The sequence below is a fragment of the Sorangium sp. So ce145 genome (assembly GCF_051525985.1).
Taxonomy (GTDB): Bacteria; Myxococcota_A; Polyangia; order Polyangiales; family Polyangiaceae; genus Sorangium; species Sorangium cellulosum_B.
The window spans coordinates 12,792,839-12,811,544 of the sequence record NZ_CP150315.1; the positions used below are offsets into that span (position 1 = coordinate 12,792,839).

Here is an 18,706-nt window from a genome sequence, read left to right on the forward strand (position 1 = left end):
AGCTCGGGTGGGGCACGGCGCCGCGTGGGCAGGGGGCGGAGCATGCCGGCGGGCCTCGTGCTCTTCGCGCTCTGGGTGCTCGCGACGGTCGCCAGCTGCGCCGATCTCCTGGGCGTCGACACGGAGAGCGAGCACAATCCGTGCAACGATCCCAGCGCGGATGAGCTCCCTCCCGTCTCGTGCCATGAGGGCCGAGGGATCTGCTGGGTGCTGCTCGACGCGTGCGACGATCTCGGGCTACCCGCCACCTGTCCACCGCTCGAACCGAAGCCCAGCGATACCTGCAACGACAATTTCGACAACGACTGTGACGGCGCCATCGATGAGGATGATTGCGCCTGCCAGAACGGGGCGGAGAAGCTGTGTTACCCCGCGTCGCAGGACACCCTGGGCCAGGGGAGAGGTCTCTGCCGCGAGGGGACCCAGCCCTGCCAGAACGGCGTCTGGGGGCAGTGCGCGGGGGCCATCGTCCCGACGTCCGAGCTCTGCGATCAGCTGGACAACGACTGTGACGGCGAGGTCGACGAGGGGTGCCCTTGCAACGACGGTGATGAGCAGTTCTGCTACAGAGGGCCGGAAGACACGCTCGGTCATGATCCGTGCAACTATGGCCGGCAGCACTGCAACGAGGGTCGCTGGGGCGAGTGCAAGGATGATGTCCTCCCCAGCCTGGAGCGCTGCGACAACCTGGACAACGACTGCGATGGCGTGACCGACGATCTGCCCGGCGTCGGTTTGCCTTGCGAGACGGGGCTCTCTGCCCGATGCAGCGCGGGGACCACCCAGTGCGACGCCGAGGACGGCAGCATCCGATGCCTGCCCAAGGCGACGAGCGACGCTGAGCAGTGCAATGGAGAGGACGACAACTGCGACGGGCAGGTCGACGATGGCCCCTTTTGCTGCCCGGACAACACATTGAACGGCAACGAGAGCGACATCGACTGCGGCGGCTCGTGCCTCGAGAAGTGCGAGGTCGGCGAGATGTGCCGGGACGATGTCGACTGCAAGACGTCCATCTGCGCGGGGACGCGGTGCCAGCCGAAGAAGGGGCTCGGTGAGCCCTGCGACGCGGACGTGAAGTGCGAGAGCACTCACTGCGTCGACGGTGTGTGCTGCGACGCTGAGTGCTCGGCTCTCTGCTATGCGTGCACGACGTCACTGCGGGGCATCGGACAAGACGGTGTCTGCGGGCCGATCGCGTCCGATCGGGACCCGGATGAAGAGTGCAACTCCCAGGCACCGGCGACGTGCGGCAACACGGGCTTCTGCAACGGTGCTGGCGCCTGCCAGCAGCACCCGGCGACGACGGCGTGCAGGGAGGCGACCTGCAGCGCCGACGGCATCACGCTGGAGCTCGCGGACACGTGCAATGGGAGCGGGTCGTGCGTGGACCGGGGCAACCAGAGCTGCGCTCCTTTCAGCTGCAGAGGCGACGCGTGCACCGACCAGCTTCGCGCCGGGGAGCCGTGCACGTCGGCCTCCGAGTGCGCGGACGGCTACTGCGTGGACGGCGTGTGCTGCCAGACGGCGTGCGGTAACGGCAGTCCGGGCGACTGCCAGGCGTGCAACGTTGCCGGCCACCTGGGCACCTGCTCTCCGAGCCCGGCCGGGGCGATCTGCCGCGGGGCGACGGACGTTTGCGACGTCGCCGAGCTGTGTGACGGCGCCAGCACGGTGTGCCCTGCGGACGGCGTGCGTGACGCGGGCGTCGTGTGCCGTTCGAGCACGGGGGACTGCGATGTCGCCGAGGCGTGCAACGGGCTGACGAAGGCGTGCCCCGCCGAGGCATTCAAGCCGAGCGGAACGGTGTGCCGCGGTGCGGCGGGCGACTGCGACTTGCCGGAAACGTGCACCGGTACGGGGGCGGTGTGCCCGGACGATGTGTTCCGATCGAGCACGACCGTGTGCCGTGCGTCCGCCGGCGGGTGTGACGTGCCGGAGATGTGCAGCGGCCTGAGCCCGGTGTGCCCGGGCGACACGCGGTTGCCCAGCGGCACCGTGTGCCGCGAGGCCGAGGGCGAGTGTGACATCGCGGAGACGTGCAGCGGTACGAGCGCGGTCTGTCCGAGCGATCAGAGGAGGCCCAGCGGGACGGTGTGCCGTGAGGCGGGGCCGGGCGGCTGTGACGTGGAGGAGCGGTGCAACGGGACGAGCCCAGCGTGCCCGGGCGATGCGGTGAGGCCGTCCGGCGCGGTGTGCCGTGCGTCGGCGGGGGCGTGCGATATCGCGGAGGCCTGTGATGGATCGAGCGCCGTGTGTCCGGGCGACGCGGTGAGGGTGAGCGGGACCGTGTGCCGCGCGTCGGCGGGCGGCTGCGATGTCGCGGAGACCTGCGATGGGGCGGGGGCTGCGTGCCCGGTCGATGCGCGGGCGCCGAGCGGCACGGTGTGCCGCGCGGCGGCGGGCGGCTGCGATGTCGCGGAGATCTGTGACGGGTCGGGCATCGTGTGTCCGGCCGACGCGATGAGGGCCGGCGGAACGGTGTGCCGGGCGGTAGCGGGCGACTGCGATGTGGCGGAGACCTGCGATGGGGCAACTGCCGCGTGCCCGAGCGATGTGGTGAGGCCGACCGGTACGACGTGCCGGGTGGTGGCGGGCGGTTGCGATGTGGCGGAGACGTGTGATGGGGCGACCGCCGTGTGCCCTGTCGATGCGGTGAGGGCGACCGGCGCGGTGTGCCGCGTGGCGGCGGGTGATTGCGATGTGGCGGAGACGTGTGATGGGGCGACCGCTGGGTGCCCGAGCGACGCGCGGGTGCCGGGTGGCACGGTGTGCCGCGCGGCGGCGGGGGATTGCGATGTGGCGGAGACCTGCAATGGGACGGCCGCTGGGTGCCCGAGCGACGCGCGGGTGCCGGGCGGCACGGTGTGCCGCGCGTCGGCGGGGGATTGCGATGTGGCGGAGACCTGCAATGGGACGGCCGCTGCGTGCCCGAGCGATGCGATGAGGGCGAGCGGCACGGTGTGCCGCGCGGCGGCGGGGGATTGCGATGTGGCGGAGACCTGCAATGGGTCGACGGCGGCGTGCCCGAGCGATGCGATAAGGGAGAGCGGCACCGTGTGCCGCGCGTCGGCGGGGGATTGCGACGTGGCGGAGACCTGCAATGGGTCGACGGCGGCGTGCCCGAGCGATGCGCGAATGCCGGGCGGCACGGTGTGCCGCGCGGCGGCGGGTGATTGCGACGTGGTGGAGACCTGCAATGGGACGGCCGCTGCGTGCCCGAACGACGCGCGGGTGCCGGGCGGCACGGTGTGCCGCGCGGCGGCGGGGGATTGCGATGTGGCGGAGACCTGCAATGGGACGGCCCCTGCGTGTCCGAGCGATGCGATGAGGGCGAACGGAACGGTGTGCCGCGGGGTGGCCGGCGATTGCGACGTGGCGGAGAGCTGCGACGGGGCGACGGCTGCGTGCCCGATCGATGCGATAATGGAGAGCGGCACGGTGTGTCGCGCGTCGGCGGGGGATTGCGACGTGGCGGAGACCTGCAATGGGTCGACGGCTGCGTGCCCGATCGACGCGCGGGTGCCGGGCGGAACGGTGTGCCGCGCGTCGGCGGGGGATTGCGACGTGGCGGAGAGCTGCGACGGGGCGACCGCTGCGTGCCCGAGCGATGCGATGAGGGCGAGCGGAACGGTGTGCCGCGCGGCGGCGGGTGATTGCGATGTGGCGGAGACCTGTAATGGGTCGACGGCTGTGTGCCCGAGCGATGCGATGAGGGCGAGCGGAACGGTATGCCGCGCGTCGGCAGGGGATTGCGATGTGGCGGAGACCTGCAATGGGTCGACGGCTGCGTGCCCGAGCGATGCGATGAGGGAGAGCGGCACGGTGTGCCGCGCGGTGGCGGGCGATTGCGACGTGGCGGAGAGCTGCGACGGGGCGACCGCCGCGTGCCCGAGCGATGCGATGAAGGAGAGCGGCACGGAGTGCCGCGCGGCGGCGGGCGGGTGCGACATGGCCGAGTCGTGCACGGGTGACTCGGCAGACTGCCCGGCGAACACTGCGCCTTGTGGCCTCTACGCGTGTGCGGGTAGTCAATGTCTGACGAGCTGCGACGCGGACACGGATTGCGTCGCTGGCGCCTTCTGCACGGGAAACATCATGATTCCCGGAACATGCCAGGCGCACACCGTGCTGTTGCTCGGCGGCGCGGACGACATCCTCGGAGCCCACTTCCATCCCGGCGAGGACTGGCAGACCGCGACGATCGCTGGCGCGGGGACGGCGGATCGCGTGGCGGTGGCGCTGAACCTGGAGGGAGGGATGGGGCTGGTTCGTGGTAGCTCCGGCACGAGCAGCGGCAAGCTGCGGTACGCGCTATGGGACTATACGAGCTGGACCTCCTTCGACGCGTTGGGGGGTACCGATGTCAATGTGCTGGGATGGCCAGCGCTCAGCTCCGGAGCGAGGTCCATTCATGCGGCATTCTTGGTGGACACCGGAATGGGCAGGCGCGATGCGTATAGAGGGTTTGCTGGCAATGCCTGGCAACCTTTCGGGTACGTCGAGGACACGGCCAGGTCAGATTTGGCACCTGATATCGCGGCACTACCGTCGGACCGCCCGGCGATGGTCTACACGCATGGCATCAGGGTGAGCGGGTCGGACGTCCTGGAAATCCGGGCGAGGGAGAGGAACGCCGAGAATGCATGGGTGCTTGAGCCTGTGCTCAGCACGAACGTTTCAGGGGGGACGCCATCCTCGATCGTACCGTCCTCGACCGTGCCGTCCTCGACGATCGCCTTCCGTGGCGGGAGCGGGGCCGATCTGCTGGTAGTCCTCGTCGACTCGGCAGGGGGAATGTACTGGAGGAGGCGGACGGGAACGACGACGTGGAGCCCGTTGCTGCGAATCGGAACGCTTACGACGAGTCATCAGGTCGCGCTCGCCGCTCTCGACGGGGGGCTTGCCGTGATGGCTTACCGATCGAACTCCGGCACATTGTACACGAGGTTCTTCAACCCGAGCGGTAGTGGCAGCTGGTCGACGGCGACGCAGCCCGTCAGCAACATCCGCATCGTGGGCTCTCCGGCGCTGGCCCGCGGCGTGGGCGCCGGCACCTCGGCAGCGGCTTCCGTGGAGCTCGCCTACGTGCTCGACTCGACCAGCGGTGGCACCGGCACATCCGGTGCCCTTCGTCACACGCGGTGCACCGCGATGACCTCCGGCGCCTGCAGCAGCTGGACCTCCGCCGTCGGGGTCGGCGCCGGCACCGGCTTCAGCTCCGTCGCGATCGCCAGCATGCCGTGAGGAACGGTGTCCTTCCTGGGCATGTGATGCCTGACTCGCCTTGGGAGTGTCGAATCCCAGCGCCTGGCCACACGGAAGCCTTCATCGGCTCGGGAGGATGTTCATGAGCGCCCATTTCCAAGGTAAGGCATACGAGCAGTGGTTCAGGGACCTACGCATCACCGACGCCCCGCTCACCCGCCGGGGCCTCGTCGAGGCGCTCGATTTCTTCCACCAGCGCATGCCCGGGCTCGACCGCCGCACGATGCTCGCGTTCCTCCGCGGCATGGATCTCCACAGGCCCGTGAAACGCGTCCTGCTCCAGCCCAACTCCGAGATCGCGGCCTTCCGTCGAAGCACCGAGAGCCCCTTCAAGCTCTTCTACACCAAGGTCGGGGCCAACCTGCACTCGCTCGGCGTCAACCCCCACGATCGCCGATTCCAGCGCTTCCGGGTGCGCGCGCTCGTCGAGGTCCTCGAGTCCTATGCCGCCCCCGTCGTCGATACCTGGAGCGAGCTCCTCCCCGTCGGCGTGTATCGCCACTACACCGCGCGCGGCGGCGGTATCCAGTATGTCATCCCTGGCTCGTACGGCTGCCTGCTCGTCGCTGTATAGGAGCTTCGGCATGCACGAGATCGATTTCCGCTTCATCGCCAAGCTTGAATGAGGGCAGCGCCTTGACGGCTATGTTCCTGTGATGAGCAGCAGCCAGAGCGGCGTCACCATCGCCACCGGCTTCGACCTCGGCGCCCGCGGCCTGGGCGATCTGCGCACGCTGGGCCTGCCCGATGTCCTCATCGGCAAGCTCACCCCCTACCTCGGGAAGAAGACCGTCACCGCCGAGCTCTACCTCGACCGGCACCCTTTCAGGTCACGATGGCGTCGCTCGTGCGCTCACGACGCGGCGACGCATTTTCCGAAATCACCCGCCCCGCCCGCCCGGAACTCCTTAACAGAGACACCCCGCAGCGCGGCCCTTCCGCGCCGGGGGGAGGTGTTGCCATGACCGCACCCAGGATTCCGCCGACCTTGCCCGCCGCGCAGCGCGCCCCCAGCCCCGTGCTACCTTCTGGGCCGATGCCGCCGTCTCTCCGCGTGATCCGCCGCTCCGAGGTCGTCCCGGACCTCGAGCGCTGGGTGCTGACGGAGGAGACGGTGCCCGAGTCGAGCCCCCACGATCTGTTGAGCGAGCGCATCCGCGGCTTGTTGCTCGGCTGGGCAGCCCGTGCCGAGCGCACCGTGAAGATAGGCCGCAACCTCGCCGTCCGCTGGGACCGCAAGCACCCGCGGCTCGGGGTCGACCCGGACGTCTACGTCGTCGAGCCGCCGCCCCCGGAGGGGGACGCGGTGCGCAGCCTGAGGCTCTGGAAGACGGGCCATGTCGCGCCGCGGCTCGCCGTGGAGATCGTCAGCGCGCAGCACCCGACGAAGGACTACGTCATCGCGCCGCAGAAATATGCGGCCTGCGGCGTCGAGGAGCTGTGGATCCTCGATCCGTTCCATGAGGGCCCGCGCGCCCACGGCGGCCCGTTCCGCATCCAGATCTGGCGCCGCGTGGACGACGCCATGTTCGCGCAGGTGCATGCCGGCGAGGGGCCCGCATGGTCGGAGCCCCTCCGGGGCTGGCTTCACGCCGCGCGGACGCCGGCCGGCGTGTCGTTCGACCTCAGCACCGACGAGGCCGGCGCGGAGCGCTGGTTGACCCCGGAAGAGGCGGAGCGCTCCGCCAAGGAAGCTGCCCGGCGGGAGGCGGCGCGCGCCCAGCGCACGGCCGAAGCCGCGCAGCGCAAGGCCGAAGCCGCGCAGCGGGACGCCGAGGCCGAGCGCGCGGCCCGCGAGGCTGCCGAGCGGCGCATCCGGGAGCTCGAGGCGCTGCTCGCCCGCGCTCGGTAGCGCTGCGCTCTCGCCCTCGCCCTGCCTCCGTCCGGCCGTCACGAGCTGCGCCGGCAGGACGCGCGCGACGACCGCCTCAGCCCCCGACCTGCGCTCTCAAGCTCAGCCCTCCGGCTTCCCCTCGGCCGAAAGCTCGATCTCCGAAAGCCTCCCCACGAGCGGATCCTCGCTCCCGAGCTGCTGAAACGCGCCCGGATCGCTCCTCTCGAGCGCCGCAAGGAGCTGCGCCAGCCCGCGCTGCGATCCGTAGTAGTTCGACATCTCGTGGTCCTCCGCGGTGATGCAGGCGCGCACCGCGCTGCGGGAGATCTGCGGGAGCCGCAGCGCCTTGAGCGCCATCGACCACAGGCCGTCGATGCGGTTCTGGTCCGCGGGGAACTCCAGCAGTCCAGCCATGGTGAGCAGCAGCGCGCAGCGCTGCCCCCTCGGCGTGGACAGCGCCCCTTCGCTGGAGAGGTGGCCGAGATCGAAGGCGCGGCGCATGGCGTCGGCCGCGCAGAGCAGGCGCTTCAGCTCCTTGGCCGCGTGGCTCAGGTGGCTGTGGAACATGACCTCGACCGAGAGGCCGCCGAGCGCCTCCTCGCTCTGCTGAAAGCGGGTGACGGCCGGGAGCCGCCCGAGATCTTGCTGCACGGCGCCGCTCGTGGGCACGTCGTGGGGCGGCTCGCGGTGGCTGAAGAAGCCTCCCGACTGGAAGGCATAGTAGAGCTCGCTCTGGCCCGCGAGCCCCGCCCAGATGTCCGAGTATTGCGCGACGCGATTGAGGCTGCCCGCCGCCCAGTTGAGGCCCGCCGCGCCGTCGCCGCCGATCTGCGACGCGCTCACCCCCGGGTCGCGCGGCGTCATCGAGGCCTCGATGTCCTCGGCGATGTCCGCGAGCTGGAAGTCGAGGAAGCCGTCGTAGTAATCCGCGCGCCCGTCCCGGTTCACGTCGGAGTAGCGGGCGACGACGAGCGGGTGCGAGGGCCCGACGAACTGCGAGAACCCGGCGATCTGCGCCTGCGGGTGGGGCCACTGCGCCTTCCGGAGGCGCGCGTCGAGCTCGGCGTGCGACGCGCGCTTGCTCATCCCGCGCAGCGCGGCGACGAAGCAGTCGACCCCCTCGGACGAGGTGACCACCCCGTCCGATCCGGTCCTGAAGTACGTCGAGTCCCACGAAGAGTAGATGTCGGCGTCCGGGAACACCTGGGAGATGGCAAAGCGCGTGGTGAGCCCCGCGCACTGCGAGTTCATCATCAGCTTGTACCCCTCCTGTTTCACCTGCACCGCGGCCGCGCGGAGGTCGAAGGCGCCGAGCTGGGCGTGCCGGTTGATGAGCACCCCGATGAAGAACGCCATCCCCATCTCCAGGTTCTCGTCGCGCGGGGTCGCGGCGCGGGCGAAGACGCGGATGGGCTCGCCGGCGGGCGTCTTGAAGGGGGCCTCGAAGGCGCGGTAAGGGCTCCAGCCGTTCGGCGACGGGGGCGCCTCGGGCGGGAGGGCGATCTCCTTGAAGCCGTGGGTCGACACGAGGATGTTGCACTCGCCCTCGTGGAACTCCGAGGCGCCGCACATCGCGAGGTTCCACGGTCCCGTGAGCTCGTCGTACGGCGGCGCCTCGCGGAGCAGCCCGCGGACGAGCCCCCGCGCTCGTTCCTGCTGGGCCGCCGTGAGCCCCGGGGCGCGCAGCTGGAGCAGGTGGATCGCGTGCGCGCGCAGCGCCGGCCGGGCCGTCTCGTCGCCCGCCTCCCTCTCGATGAGCGCGAGGATCTCCTCGGCGGCGCGCTCCGCGACCGGCGCGAAGCCACGGTCGTCCAGCGACGTCGCGATGAGGTGCGAGAGGATGGTCGTCGCCGCCGAGCGCAGGGTCGCGGCGGCGGTCGGATCGCGCCTCGCCTCCTCGCCGCCCACGGCCGCGATCTCGAGCGCCGCGCGCGCCTGATCCAGCAGCGCGGCGCCCCGGCGCGCCGAGAGCCGCTCCTTGCGCGCCGGCTCCTCCGGGTGGAACGCGCTCGGCGGGAAGAGCTGCGTGAGGGTGCTCGTCCGGCGCGACGAGATCCACCGGGCCGCGGTGACGAGGGCGTCGCGGGCGGCGGGCCCGTCGGGGCTGAGCGTCGGGCTCGCGCTGAACACCCCGGCGGGCAGGAGCCAGAGCGGCGCGGCGCCCTCGCGCCCCGCGTTCAGGTCGATCGGCGCCGCCTGCGACGCCACGCCCGGATCCGGCACGACCTCGACGTTGGAGACGGCGACGGCGCAGAGCCGCCGGCGCACGGGCGAGTGGCCGGGAAACACGATGAGCACCGCCCTTCCCTCGCCCTCCCGGAGCGCCGCAAGGCTGTCCCCGGGGACGGGCGCCGAGAGCGAGATGGCATAATTGCTGTCGCTCACCGCGACCGCGAGCAGGTGAATGCCTGGCGCGGACTTTCGCTCTTCGAAGGCGGACGACGCGGCTGGCCCGACGGCATCCACGGTGCCAGGCAGGTCGACGAACCCTCGGGGCGAACGGATCCGGACGATGACATCGCTGGGCATGACGCTCTCCTGAGGTGAGGGAGCGTCGCCGCGTTCAAGATCCAGGCGCAACAGGAATCCGACCCGGCAGAACGCTGGCGTATCGCGTCACAACCGGATCTTGGCGAGCTCGACACTGGCTCGTTCAGGCAGCTCCCTCGATGGCTCTCCGGCAGATCCGGAGTCGACCAGATCACTGCTCGTTCGATGGAGCGCGCTTCGCTGGCGCGATGACGGGGTGGCGGGGCGACTCGTGCGCTGACGAGGCGGAGCAGCGAAGCAGGGAGAAGCCTGCTCCGGCGGCGATGAGCACGCCGGCGGCGACGAGCTTGATCCCTGCGTGCTTCGCGCGGCGCGCCCCTGCCGACGAGGCGACCGCGCCCTCTCCGGCGGGCGCGGCGGTGGCGCCGGCCGTCTCCGGCGAGGAGAGCGCCGCGGCGTCGGGCGGCGCCTCCAGGGAGGCCGCTCCGGCGCCGCGCGCGCGCGGCCGGTTGCTCGAGGGGGGCGCTGGCAGGAGGCTGCCTGCGCGCAGCGTCGCGGTCGACGCCTCCCCGTCCAGATCGGCGGTGCTGTCCGGGAACGCGTCGCTGATGCGGGCGTCGGGCGCGAGCGAGCCGCTGGCGCGGGCGCTGGGCACGAGCGGGTCGCTGGCGCGGGCGCTGGGCACGAGCGAGTCGCTCTCCGGAACCCTGGGCGCCGCCGGGGGGCCGAAGGGGCGGAGGGCGACGGCCGCGTAGCGCTCGAGGAGCGCGCCGACCTCGCGGAGATCGGCCGGGCGCTGCGCGCGGTCCGGGCTGAGCATGCGATCGATCATGGCCGCGACGTCGGCGGGCAGCGTCGGCGCGCTCTCCCCGATCGGCTGGATGGAGCCTGTCAGGATGCGCTTCATCACCTTGCCCATGTTCTCGGCCTCGGTGGGTCGCACCGAGGTGAGGCACTCGTAGAGGATGACGCCGAGCGACCAGATGTCTGCGCGGTGATCCACGTCGTGCTCGCCGAGGATCTGCTCGGGCGACATGTAGTACGGGGTCCCGAGCATCTCGCCGCTCCCGGTGCGTCCCCAGGACCAGCTGGTCTCGCCGGGCGCCGCGGTGACCTTGGCGATGCCGAAGTCGAGCACCCTGACGCGGGCGTCGTGCTGCGCGGCCCCCGGCGCATCCGCGGAGTCCGCGCAGCCGGGCGCCGGCGCGCCGCTCGGGGGCACCGCGGCGGCGTGAGCGGCTGCGCCGGCCGCGCCTCGTGGCGAGGCCGCGTCGGGCGTGAGCAGGAAGATGTTGTCGGGCTTGAGGTCGCGGTGGACGATCCCCAGCGCGTGCGCGGTGCCGACGGCCGAGATGACCGGCAGCAGGATGCGCGACAGCTCGGGGAGCGGGATCTGCGCCTCGCGCAGCAGCTTGTCGCGGAGCGACTCCCCCTCGAGCAGATCCATGACGAGGAACGGCGTCCCGTTGTCGAGCTCGAGCACGTCGTGGATGGATGGCACGTTCGGGTGATCGACCGCCGCCGCCGCGCGCGCTTCCCGGACAAGGCGCCGCCGAGTCGACGCGTCCTCCGCGGTGCCGGGGCGCAGCAGCTTCAGCGCCACACGTTCGCCGTCCGCGAGGTGGGTGGCGGCCCAGATGACCCCCATGCCTCCCTCGGCCAGCTGGCGATCGACCCGATAGCGACTCGCCACCAGGGCGCCTGGCATCAGCGGATTGCTCACGCGGAGATCAGGATACCACGCGCCGTCCTCCTGACCTTCTCCGCGCGCCTCAGACGCCCAAACACCGCTCCGGTCGGACAATTACGTGTTCGACGCAGCACCGCGCACCCCGGCGCGCCATACGACATAGGTGCTCGTGTGTACGTCCCTGTCGCCGCAAAAGTGCAGTGATCTTTTCAACACGGGTGTTCGGCTGCCCACCGCGACCCCGGGAGCCACATAACATCACCGGCCCCCTGTACGTCCCTGTTACCGCAGAAGCACCGATATCTTCTCGACATCGAACTTCACCGGCCATGAAACACACCATGCCAAGCCGCGTCACCACCGCTCATTCATCGAGCATCGTGGCGCGCCCCCCACCGAGCTCATCCCTGGTGAAGCCCCCTCGTCACCGAGCTCATCCGCCCCGGAACGCGCCTCACCGAGCTCATCCGCCCCGGAACGCGCCTCGCCGAGCGGCGCGCGCCCGCACAGGAGACGGGCCCAGATCGGCGTTTTCGGCGCGCAGGCGTATTCACATACGCCGAGCACCGAAAACGTCGAGATGGGCCCGTATCCGCAGCGGGCGCGTGCCGCTCAGGGCGCGTGCCGCTCAGACGGCGGGCCAGATGGAGCCGGCGCGCCTGCGCTCGGTGTAGGCCTCGGCCGAGAGCGCGTAGCGCAGGAGCTCGTTCGACACAGGATGTTGAAGGAGCAGGCGGGGCTCCTCGGTCGAGCGGGCCATGTCGCGATCGTACCGACGGAGGTAGTCGATCGCGGCGAGCGCGTCGCCGCAGAGCAGGTAGCCGATGCGGTGCTCGCTCCGGCGCAGGCCGAGGACGAAGGCGCGCGCGTCGTACGACACCGCGACGGTCGACGCGAGCTCCTCGAGCATCTTGCGCTGGCGGCGCCCGATCGCCCGCTGCACGCCGGGGAGCATCTGCTGCGCGGCGTGCTCGCGCGGGGGCGAGATGGCGCCTGACCCGAAGCCGGGATCGATCGTGCGGATCGACGCCAGCAGCAGGCCGTCGGTCGCCTCGGCCGGGATCTCGTCGAGGAACGTGAAGCCGACCGCGATGCGGGCGAAGAGGCGGGCGAGCGCGAAGGTCTGCTCGAGCTCCGGGAGCTCCATGAACGACGTCGGCGCGACGAGGGCAGGGGGATCACCCGGGAAGACGCGGGCGGCTCCTTGCCACGAGGGGACGAGGTAGAGCTCGAACGCCTCGACGCCGAGCGCGCGGCCCACCCGCTCGGCGAGGTGCCTCGTCGGGTGGTTGTCGCGCGGGCTGATCCGCTCGCGCGAGCTGATGCCGAAGTTGCTCAGCTCGAAGCGGATCGCCTTCGCGGCGATCGGCGCGATCGCGAGCGCCACGTCGATCCACGGGCTCCGGGCCTCCGGGAGGAGCAGCCGGCCCATCTCGGGGCCCGCGAAGGCCCCGGCGTACGGCGCCTCCGACGGGACGCGCCGGCCCCTGAGCCGGGCCATGCGGTCCAGCGACACCTCGCCGAGGCAGGCGCGGACCTCCTCCACGGTGATCCGCTCCTCCGCGCGCCCGTCCTTGGCGAGCGCGGCCTCGAGCGCGGCGAGCGCCGGGCCGAGGTCCGGGAGCCGCGTGAAGACCTCCGGATCGGGCGTCAGGACGTCCCGCAGCACCTGGACCGCCTCCGCGTTGCGCCCGGCGGCCTCGAGCCCGCGGCCGAGCGCGGTGCGCGACTCGGGCGGCGCGCCCGGGAGCGCGACGGCCTGCTGGAGGCGCGCGAGCCCGTCGCGAGGCCGCACGAGCAGGGTCGACTCGAGCAGGCCGAGCGTGGTCAGCCAGCGCGGATCGGCCGGGATGCGGCGCGACTCGGCGACCTCGAGCAGCTGCGCGAGCGCCTTGGCGTAGGCCGCCGCGCCCTCGCTCGTGTCGACGCGGTACAGGCGGGCGAGCGCCACCCACCCGCGCGTGTCGCCGCCGGGCGCGCTCACGATCGCGTCGCACAGCGTGCGGACCATGCCGGCCGTGTCGCCGGCGTCGCGGTAGGCGTCCGCGAGGCGCAGGGCGGCCTCGACGCGGGAGCCCGGGTCGGGCGACAGCTCGACAAGGCGCCCCAGCGCGCGCAGCGCGAGCGCGTGGTCGCCGCGCGTGACGCCGAGCTTGTGCAGCCGCTCGAGCGCGGGACGGTTCTGCGCGTCGAGCGACAGGACCGCCTGGAGCGCGTCCTGGGCGAGCGCCGGGTTCGCGAGCGGCCCCTCGTACAGGTCGGCGATCAGGAACTGCGCCGCGATCTTGGTCTCGGCGTCCGTCGCCGCGGCCACCGTGCGCTTCAGGGCGTCGCGGGCCTCGAGCCAGACGCGCTGCGCGGTGAGCAGCCGCGCGAGCAGGAGCAGCGCGGCCGCGTCGTTCGGGAGCGTCTCGATGACCCGCCGGACGGCCGCGATGCCCACGCCGGCGTCGATCGCGCCCGGGCGCCCGTGGTGCTGGAGCACCGACCGCGCGATCTCCGTGCCGAGCAGCGAGATCGCCTCGCGGCTCGCGGCCTTGCCGAGCGCCTCGCCGAGCCGGTCGGTGAGCCGCTGGGGATCGCCCGCGAGCTCCCTGGCGAGCGCGCGCGCCGCGGCCACGCAGCTCGGATCCGCGCGGAGCGCGCTCTCGTACAGCTCGAGCGCGCGCGCGCGGCCCTCGGGAGACGCGTCCTCGGTGGTGAGCTCCGCCGCGCGCACGAGGTGCATCGCGCGCGCGGGCGCTCCGAGGACGAGATCGGCGAGCGCCAGCTGGGCCGCGATCACGCTCGCGCGGTCGCCGAGGCGCTGCGCGAGCCGATCGAGCCCGCGCGCCGCGATGACGCTCTCCGGCCACAGCCCGAGGGCGTTGCGGAAGCCGGCGAGCGCCGCGCGGGCGGCGGCGGGGTCCGCGTCGGCCTGCGCCTCCGCGAGGAGCGCCTCCTCGACGCTGTAGAGGGCGCGCGCGATGGGATCGGGCGTCAGCTCCCGGCTGTCGCGGATGGCGCTGGCGAAGAGGGCCTGCGCCCGCGGCGCGATCGGATCCGCGGGGTTCGCCTTGGCGGCGATGCGGAGGATCGCCATGTGGGCGGCCGCGTCGTCGGGCGCCTCCTTCACGATGCGCGCGAGCGCCTCGAGCGCGGCGCTCGGCCCGAGCTGCTCCTCGAGCGACGCGATCTCCCAGAGGGCGCCGCCGCGCGCGGCGGCGGAGGTGAACACGTCGGCCTCCGCGCGCAGGACGGTCGCGAGCGACGTCGGCGCCTCGAGGTGCCGGTAGAGCTGCTCCAGCATGCGGAGCGCCGGGACGTGGTTCGGCACCACCCCGACGAGCCCCTCCAGGATCTCGACGGCCTGGCGCGGGCTGCTGTCCGCGAGGACCAGCGCGAGGGAGATCCGGAGCGCGTGATCGACGAGCGCCGGCGGCTTGCGCTCGAGCCAGCGCGCGTACAGCCCCGCGAGCTCGCTCGCGATCATGGAGGCGGACATCCCCGGCAGGCTGGACGCGCGAACGCCGGTCGCGGGCCGCTGCGCGACGGGCGCGCCGAGGCCGACGCCGACGCCTGCGCCGCCGGCGCGGACGTAGATGCGCTCCATCGCGTCGAGGATCGCCGGATCGTGCTGGCCCGAGGCGAGCGCCGCGTCGGCGCGGGCGAGGAGGCGGAGGGCGTCCTGATCGCGCCCGAGGGCGAGCTCCTGCACCTCGGCCGCCTGGAAGAGCAGCCGCGCGTGGTCGTCGGGCCGCTGCGCCTCGTCGGCGAGCGAGCTGAGCACCTCGACGAGCTTCTCGTAGTTGCCGGTCTCGCGGAGGAGCCGCGCGATCTCGATCCGCGGCAGCGGGTGAGCGGGCCGCTTCCGCGCCGCCTCGCGGTACGACTCCACGGCGCTGTGCGGCCGCTTGAGGCGCCGCTCGTCGAGCCCCGCGACCTCGAGCCAGAGGCTGAACGCCGCGTCTCCCGCGGGGTCGCGCTGGATGAGCTTGAGCAGCGCGCGCCGCGCCTCCTCGTACCGGCCGGCGCGCTCGTCGAGGCGGACGCGCGCGCGCAGCGCGTCGGGATCGGCCGGATCGATCGCGAGCGCGCGATCGACCAGCGACGAGGCCCGGTCGCGATCGCCGAGCCTGAGCTCGGTGACGTCGGCGGCGCGCAGGAGGAGCCTGCGCTGCTCGCGCGGGCTGCTCGTGAGCTCGGCCTCGGCGCAGAGCGCGCGCGCGAGCCGCTGCGCGTCGCCCGCGCGCGCGGCGTTGCGCTGGAGCGCGAGGATCGCGGCGCGCCGCTCCGGGTCGATCGCGAGGATCTTCTCGATCTCCTCCACGGCGCGGGCGGGCTGGGCGAGCTCGTCCTCCCAGATGGAGACGAGCTTCTCGAGCAGGCCGATCTTGCGCGTCGGGTCCTCCGTCGCGCTCGCGGCCTGCGTGTACAGGTCGAGCCGCGCCTGCACGCCGCGCGGATCTTCCTCGACGGCCAGGGCGTCCGGCGTGAGCAGGGCGGAGAGCGCGTCGAAGACCGAGCTGTTGCCCGGCTCGATCGCCCACGCGGCGCGCAGGATGGCGAGCGCCTCGTCGCGCCGCTTCAGGTGGCGCTCGGAGATGTCCGCGGCGCGGAGCAGCGCCGCGACCCGGACGGGCGCGGGCCGGTCGGCGTTGGCGACGGCGGTCCACACCTCCACGCGCTCGGCGTGGTGGCCGAGGCGCTGGAGGGCGCGGTCGAGCCGCTCCCGCGTCGAGCTGTCCTCGGGATCGAGGTCGAGCGCGCGCGTCGCGTGGAGCGCGGCCTGCTCTGCGTCCCCGAGGGTGTCGTAGATCTCCGCGAGGCGGACGTGCTCGTGGATGATCGCCTCTTTGTCGGTGAGGAGCGCGAGCTCCTTCTGGCGCACGTTGGCGGCGAGCTCGAGCATGCCGTTCGCCTCGAGCAGGCGGATCAGCTCGCCGACCACGCGCCGCGCGGTCGGCGAGCCGGCCGGGGCCCGCGTCGACGCGCGCCGGAGGAGGGGCACCGCGTCCGCCGGGGAGCGGATCTTGTCGATGAGCAGCCGCGCCGCCGTGTAGAGCAGCCGCGCCGCGCGGTCGTCGTCGCTCTCGTGATCGGCCTCCAGGGAGAGCGCGCTGACGAGGCCGACGATGCCGTCGTGGTGCACGAGGTGGCGGCGGAGCGCTTCCCGCACGGGCCCAGGCCCTGGATCGAACGCGATCGCGCCCTCGAGGGACGCGAGGGCGAGCTCCGGCTTGTAGAGCTTTCGATCGAGCACGGCGGCGCGCTCGACGTGGACCCAGGCGGTGAGCTGGCCGTCGCCGTCCGGCCGCCCGCGCCCTGGGGCGTAGGCGGCGGAGAGCCGGTCGAGGTGCGCGGCGAGGTCCTTGGCCGCCTGCTCGGCGCCGCGGGCGCTCTCGCGCCGGAGGGCGATCTCGAGCCCGCGCAGCGACGCGGCGTGGAGCGGGACGAGCCGCAGCGCCTCGGTGAACGCCTCGCAGCTCTCGGGCGTCCGCCCGAGGGCCTGGAGCAGGCGCGCCCGCTCGGCGAGGAGGTCGGCCCGGAGCGCGTCGGTCTCGGCGACGCGGAGCTTGTCCTCGACGACCTCGAGCGCGAGGGCGAGCTCGGTGCGCGCGTCGAGCACGCGGTGGACCCGCGAGAGCGCCGGCTCGAGCGTGCGGGACAGCTGTCGAGCGCGCTCGTACGAGCGGCGCGCGGCGGCGGGGTTCTTGAGCACCCGCTCTTCATGGATGCCGAGCTCGACGAGGGCGCGCGCCGCGCCGACCGGATCGCTGCCCTTGAGCCGCTCGGCGCGCTGCTGGAGCTCGGCGGCGAGGTCCGGCGCGGCGACCTGCGGGCTCTGCGCGGGCGCCTCGGGCGCGTTCGGCTGCGAGCGTGGCGCCGGAGGTGGCTGGGCGGGCGCGTGCGCGGGCGCATGCGCGGCGCTCGGCGCGTGCAGGACGGTCGCCGCATGCGCGGCGCTCGGCGTGTGCAGGACGGTCGCCGCATGCGCGGCGCTCTGCGCGGGCGCCGCCGTGCTCGGCGCGGGCGTGGCGCCCGGCGCGTGCGCGGCGCTCGGCGTGACGCCCGGTATCGGCGTGCGCGTGGCGCCCGGCGTGGGCGCGCCGCCTGGCAGCGGCGCGCGTGGGGCGCCCGGCGTGGGCGCGCCGCCTGGCAACGGCGTGCGCGTGGCGCTCGGCGCGTGCGCGCCGCCTGGCAGCGGCGTGCGCGTGGCGCTCGGCGCGTGCGCGCCGCCTGGCAGGGGCGTGCGCGTCGCGCTTGGCGCGGGCGCCGGCGCGGCGCTCTGCACGGGCGCCGGCGCGGCGCTCTGCACGGGCGCCGGCTCGGCGCTCTGTGCGAGCGCCGGCTCGATCGACTCGACCGAGATGGGCGCCGGCGACGAGCTCGGCTCGACCGAGATGGGCAGCGGCGTCGCGGTCGGCTCGACCGAGATGGGCAGCGGCGTCGCGGTCGGCTCGACCGAGATGGGCATCGGCGTCGTGCTTGCGTCGAAGGCGGCGATCGCCTGGGCCGCGCCGCCCGGCTGGGAGCCAGGCGCCGGCTTCCCTGCGCTCGCGGCGGAGCCTGGAGCGGGCTGCGTTGCGGCGCGGTTCGGGCTGGGCGGGCGCTGGCCTGGGCCGCGCGCCGGAGGGCGGGCCGGACTGGAGCCAGAGGGCGCTGCCGTCGTCTTGGACCGGCCTCCCGGAGGCATCGGCGGCGGTGGCCTTGACGGCGGCGCAAGCGACGGCGGCGCCGGTGGCGGCGGCGCCGGCGGCCCGCTCGCGACGCTGCCGTCCTTGCGGCGGATCAGCGGCGGTGGCCTGCTCGGTACCGGCGGCGGTACGCTCGGGGCTGGCGTCTTGTTGGGCCCTGGCGGCGGCGCGCTCGGCGGCAGCGGCGGGCTCGACGCCAGCGGCGGGCTCGGCAGCGGCGGCGGGATCGAGGGTAGCGGCGGGCTCGGCAGCGGCGGCGGATTCGGCGGCGGCAGCGGGCTCGCGGTCGCCGGCAGCGGCTCGCCGCCTGTCGACGCGCTCGCGGCCGCCGGCAGCGGCTCGCCGCCTGTCGGCGCGCTCGCGGCCGCCGGCAGCGGCTCGTCGCCTGTCGGCGCGCTCGCGGCCGCCGGCAGCGGCTCGCCGCCTGTCGGCGCGCTCGCGGCCGCTGGCAGCGGCTCGTCGCCTGCCGGCGTGCTCGCGCTCGGCGGCGCGCCGAGCTTCGACGTGCTCGTGCCGACGAGCAGCGTCTTCGCGCCGGGCTGAGGTTGCGCGCTCGCGCGCGTCATTTGAGCGTTGTCGGCGTTGGCTTCCCAGCCACCTTCGTCCGGCGATCCGGACAGGCTCGGCAAACCAGGCCGGCGCGACGCTTCGTGTTGCGGATCGTCCCCGTGGGCCACCGCCGCGGATGCTACACATCCACGCGCCTTCAATCTACAGCCGATGCGCCTGCTCGCTGGCGTTGCGCGC

At 73.3% G+C, this 18,706-nt stretch carries 7 protein-coding genes and 1 pseudogene; 5 read left to right on the forward strand and 3 right to left on the reverse strand.

All coding sequences use genetic code 11. From position 1 onward, the window contains the following. Window positions 1–42: 42 nt before the first annotated feature. The 4 genes and pseudogenes from WMF34_RS47705 to WMF34_RS47720 all read left to right on the forward strand — a co-directional run bounded on the left by WMF34_RS47705 (window position 43) and on the right by WMF34_RS47720 (window position 7,120). Window positions 43–5,247: a hypothetical protein gene (locus WMF34_RS47705; RefSeq protein WP_437991993.1), complete on the forward strand. Its 5,205-nt coding sequence runs from the start codon at window positions 43–45 to the stop codon at window positions 5,245–5,247. 103 nt (window positions 5,248–5,350) lie between these two features. Next, window positions 5,351–5,842, forward strand: coding sequence for a hypothetical protein (locus WMF34_RS47710; protein WP_012241958.1), 492 nt, complete (start codon window positions 5,351–5,353; stop codon window positions 5,840–5,842). Window positions 5,843–5,915: 73 nt separating this feature from the next. Next, a pseudogene (locus tag WMF34_RS47715) lies at window positions 5,916–6,233 on the forward strand (pesticin C-terminus-like muramidase); the annotation flags it as partial. Further along, window positions 6,230–7,120 carry a Uma2 family endonuclease gene (locus tag WMF34_RS47720; RefSeq protein WP_437991994.1) on the forward strand — a complete coding sequence of 297 codons (891 nt, stop codon included), beginning with the start codon at window positions 6,230–6,232 and terminating at the stop codon, window positions 7,118–7,120. The pseudogene WMF34_RS47715 and the gene WMF34_RS47720, both read left to right, overlap by 4 nt. A gap of 102 nt (window positions 7,121–7,222) precedes the next feature. On the opposite strand, the gene WMF34_RS47725 is transcribed toward WMF34_RS47720, so the two are convergent. The 3 genes from WMF34_RS47725 to WMF34_RS47735 all read right to left on the reverse strand — a co-directional run bounded on the left by WMF34_RS47725 (window position 7,223) and on the right by WMF34_RS47735 (window position 17,424). Next, window positions 7,223–9,631: a hypothetical protein gene (locus WMF34_RS47725; protein ID WP_437991995.1), complete on the reverse strand. Its 2,409-nt coding sequence runs from the start codon at window positions 9,629–9,631 to the stop codon at window positions 7,223–7,225. 172 nt (window positions 9,632–9,803) lie between these two features. Next, the gene (locus WMF34_RS47730; RefSeq protein ID WP_437991996.1) at window positions 9,804–11,315 is read right to left on the reverse strand and encodes a protein kinase domain-containing protein; all 1,512 of its coding nucleotides are present in this window, start codon (window positions 11,313–11,315) and stop codon (window positions 9,804–9,806) included. Between the two features lie 595 nt (window positions 11,316–11,910). Further along, entirely contained in the window at window positions 11,911–17,424 is a 5,514-nt protein-coding gene (locus WMF34_RS47735; protein ID WP_437991997.1) for a cellulose synthase, read from the reverse strand. On the opposite strand from WMF34_RS47735, the gene WMF34_RS47740 reads away from it, so the two are divergent. Continuing rightward, on the forward strand, window positions 17,405–18,502 hold the full coding sequence (locus WMF34_RS47740) for a hypothetical protein (protein ID WP_437991998.1): 1,098 nt from the start codon (window positions 17,405–17,407) through the stop codon (window positions 18,500–18,502). The two genes, WMF34_RS47735 and WMF34_RS47740, sit on opposite strands and share 20 nt — an antisense overlap. Window positions 18,503–18,706: the final 204 nt, after the last annotated feature.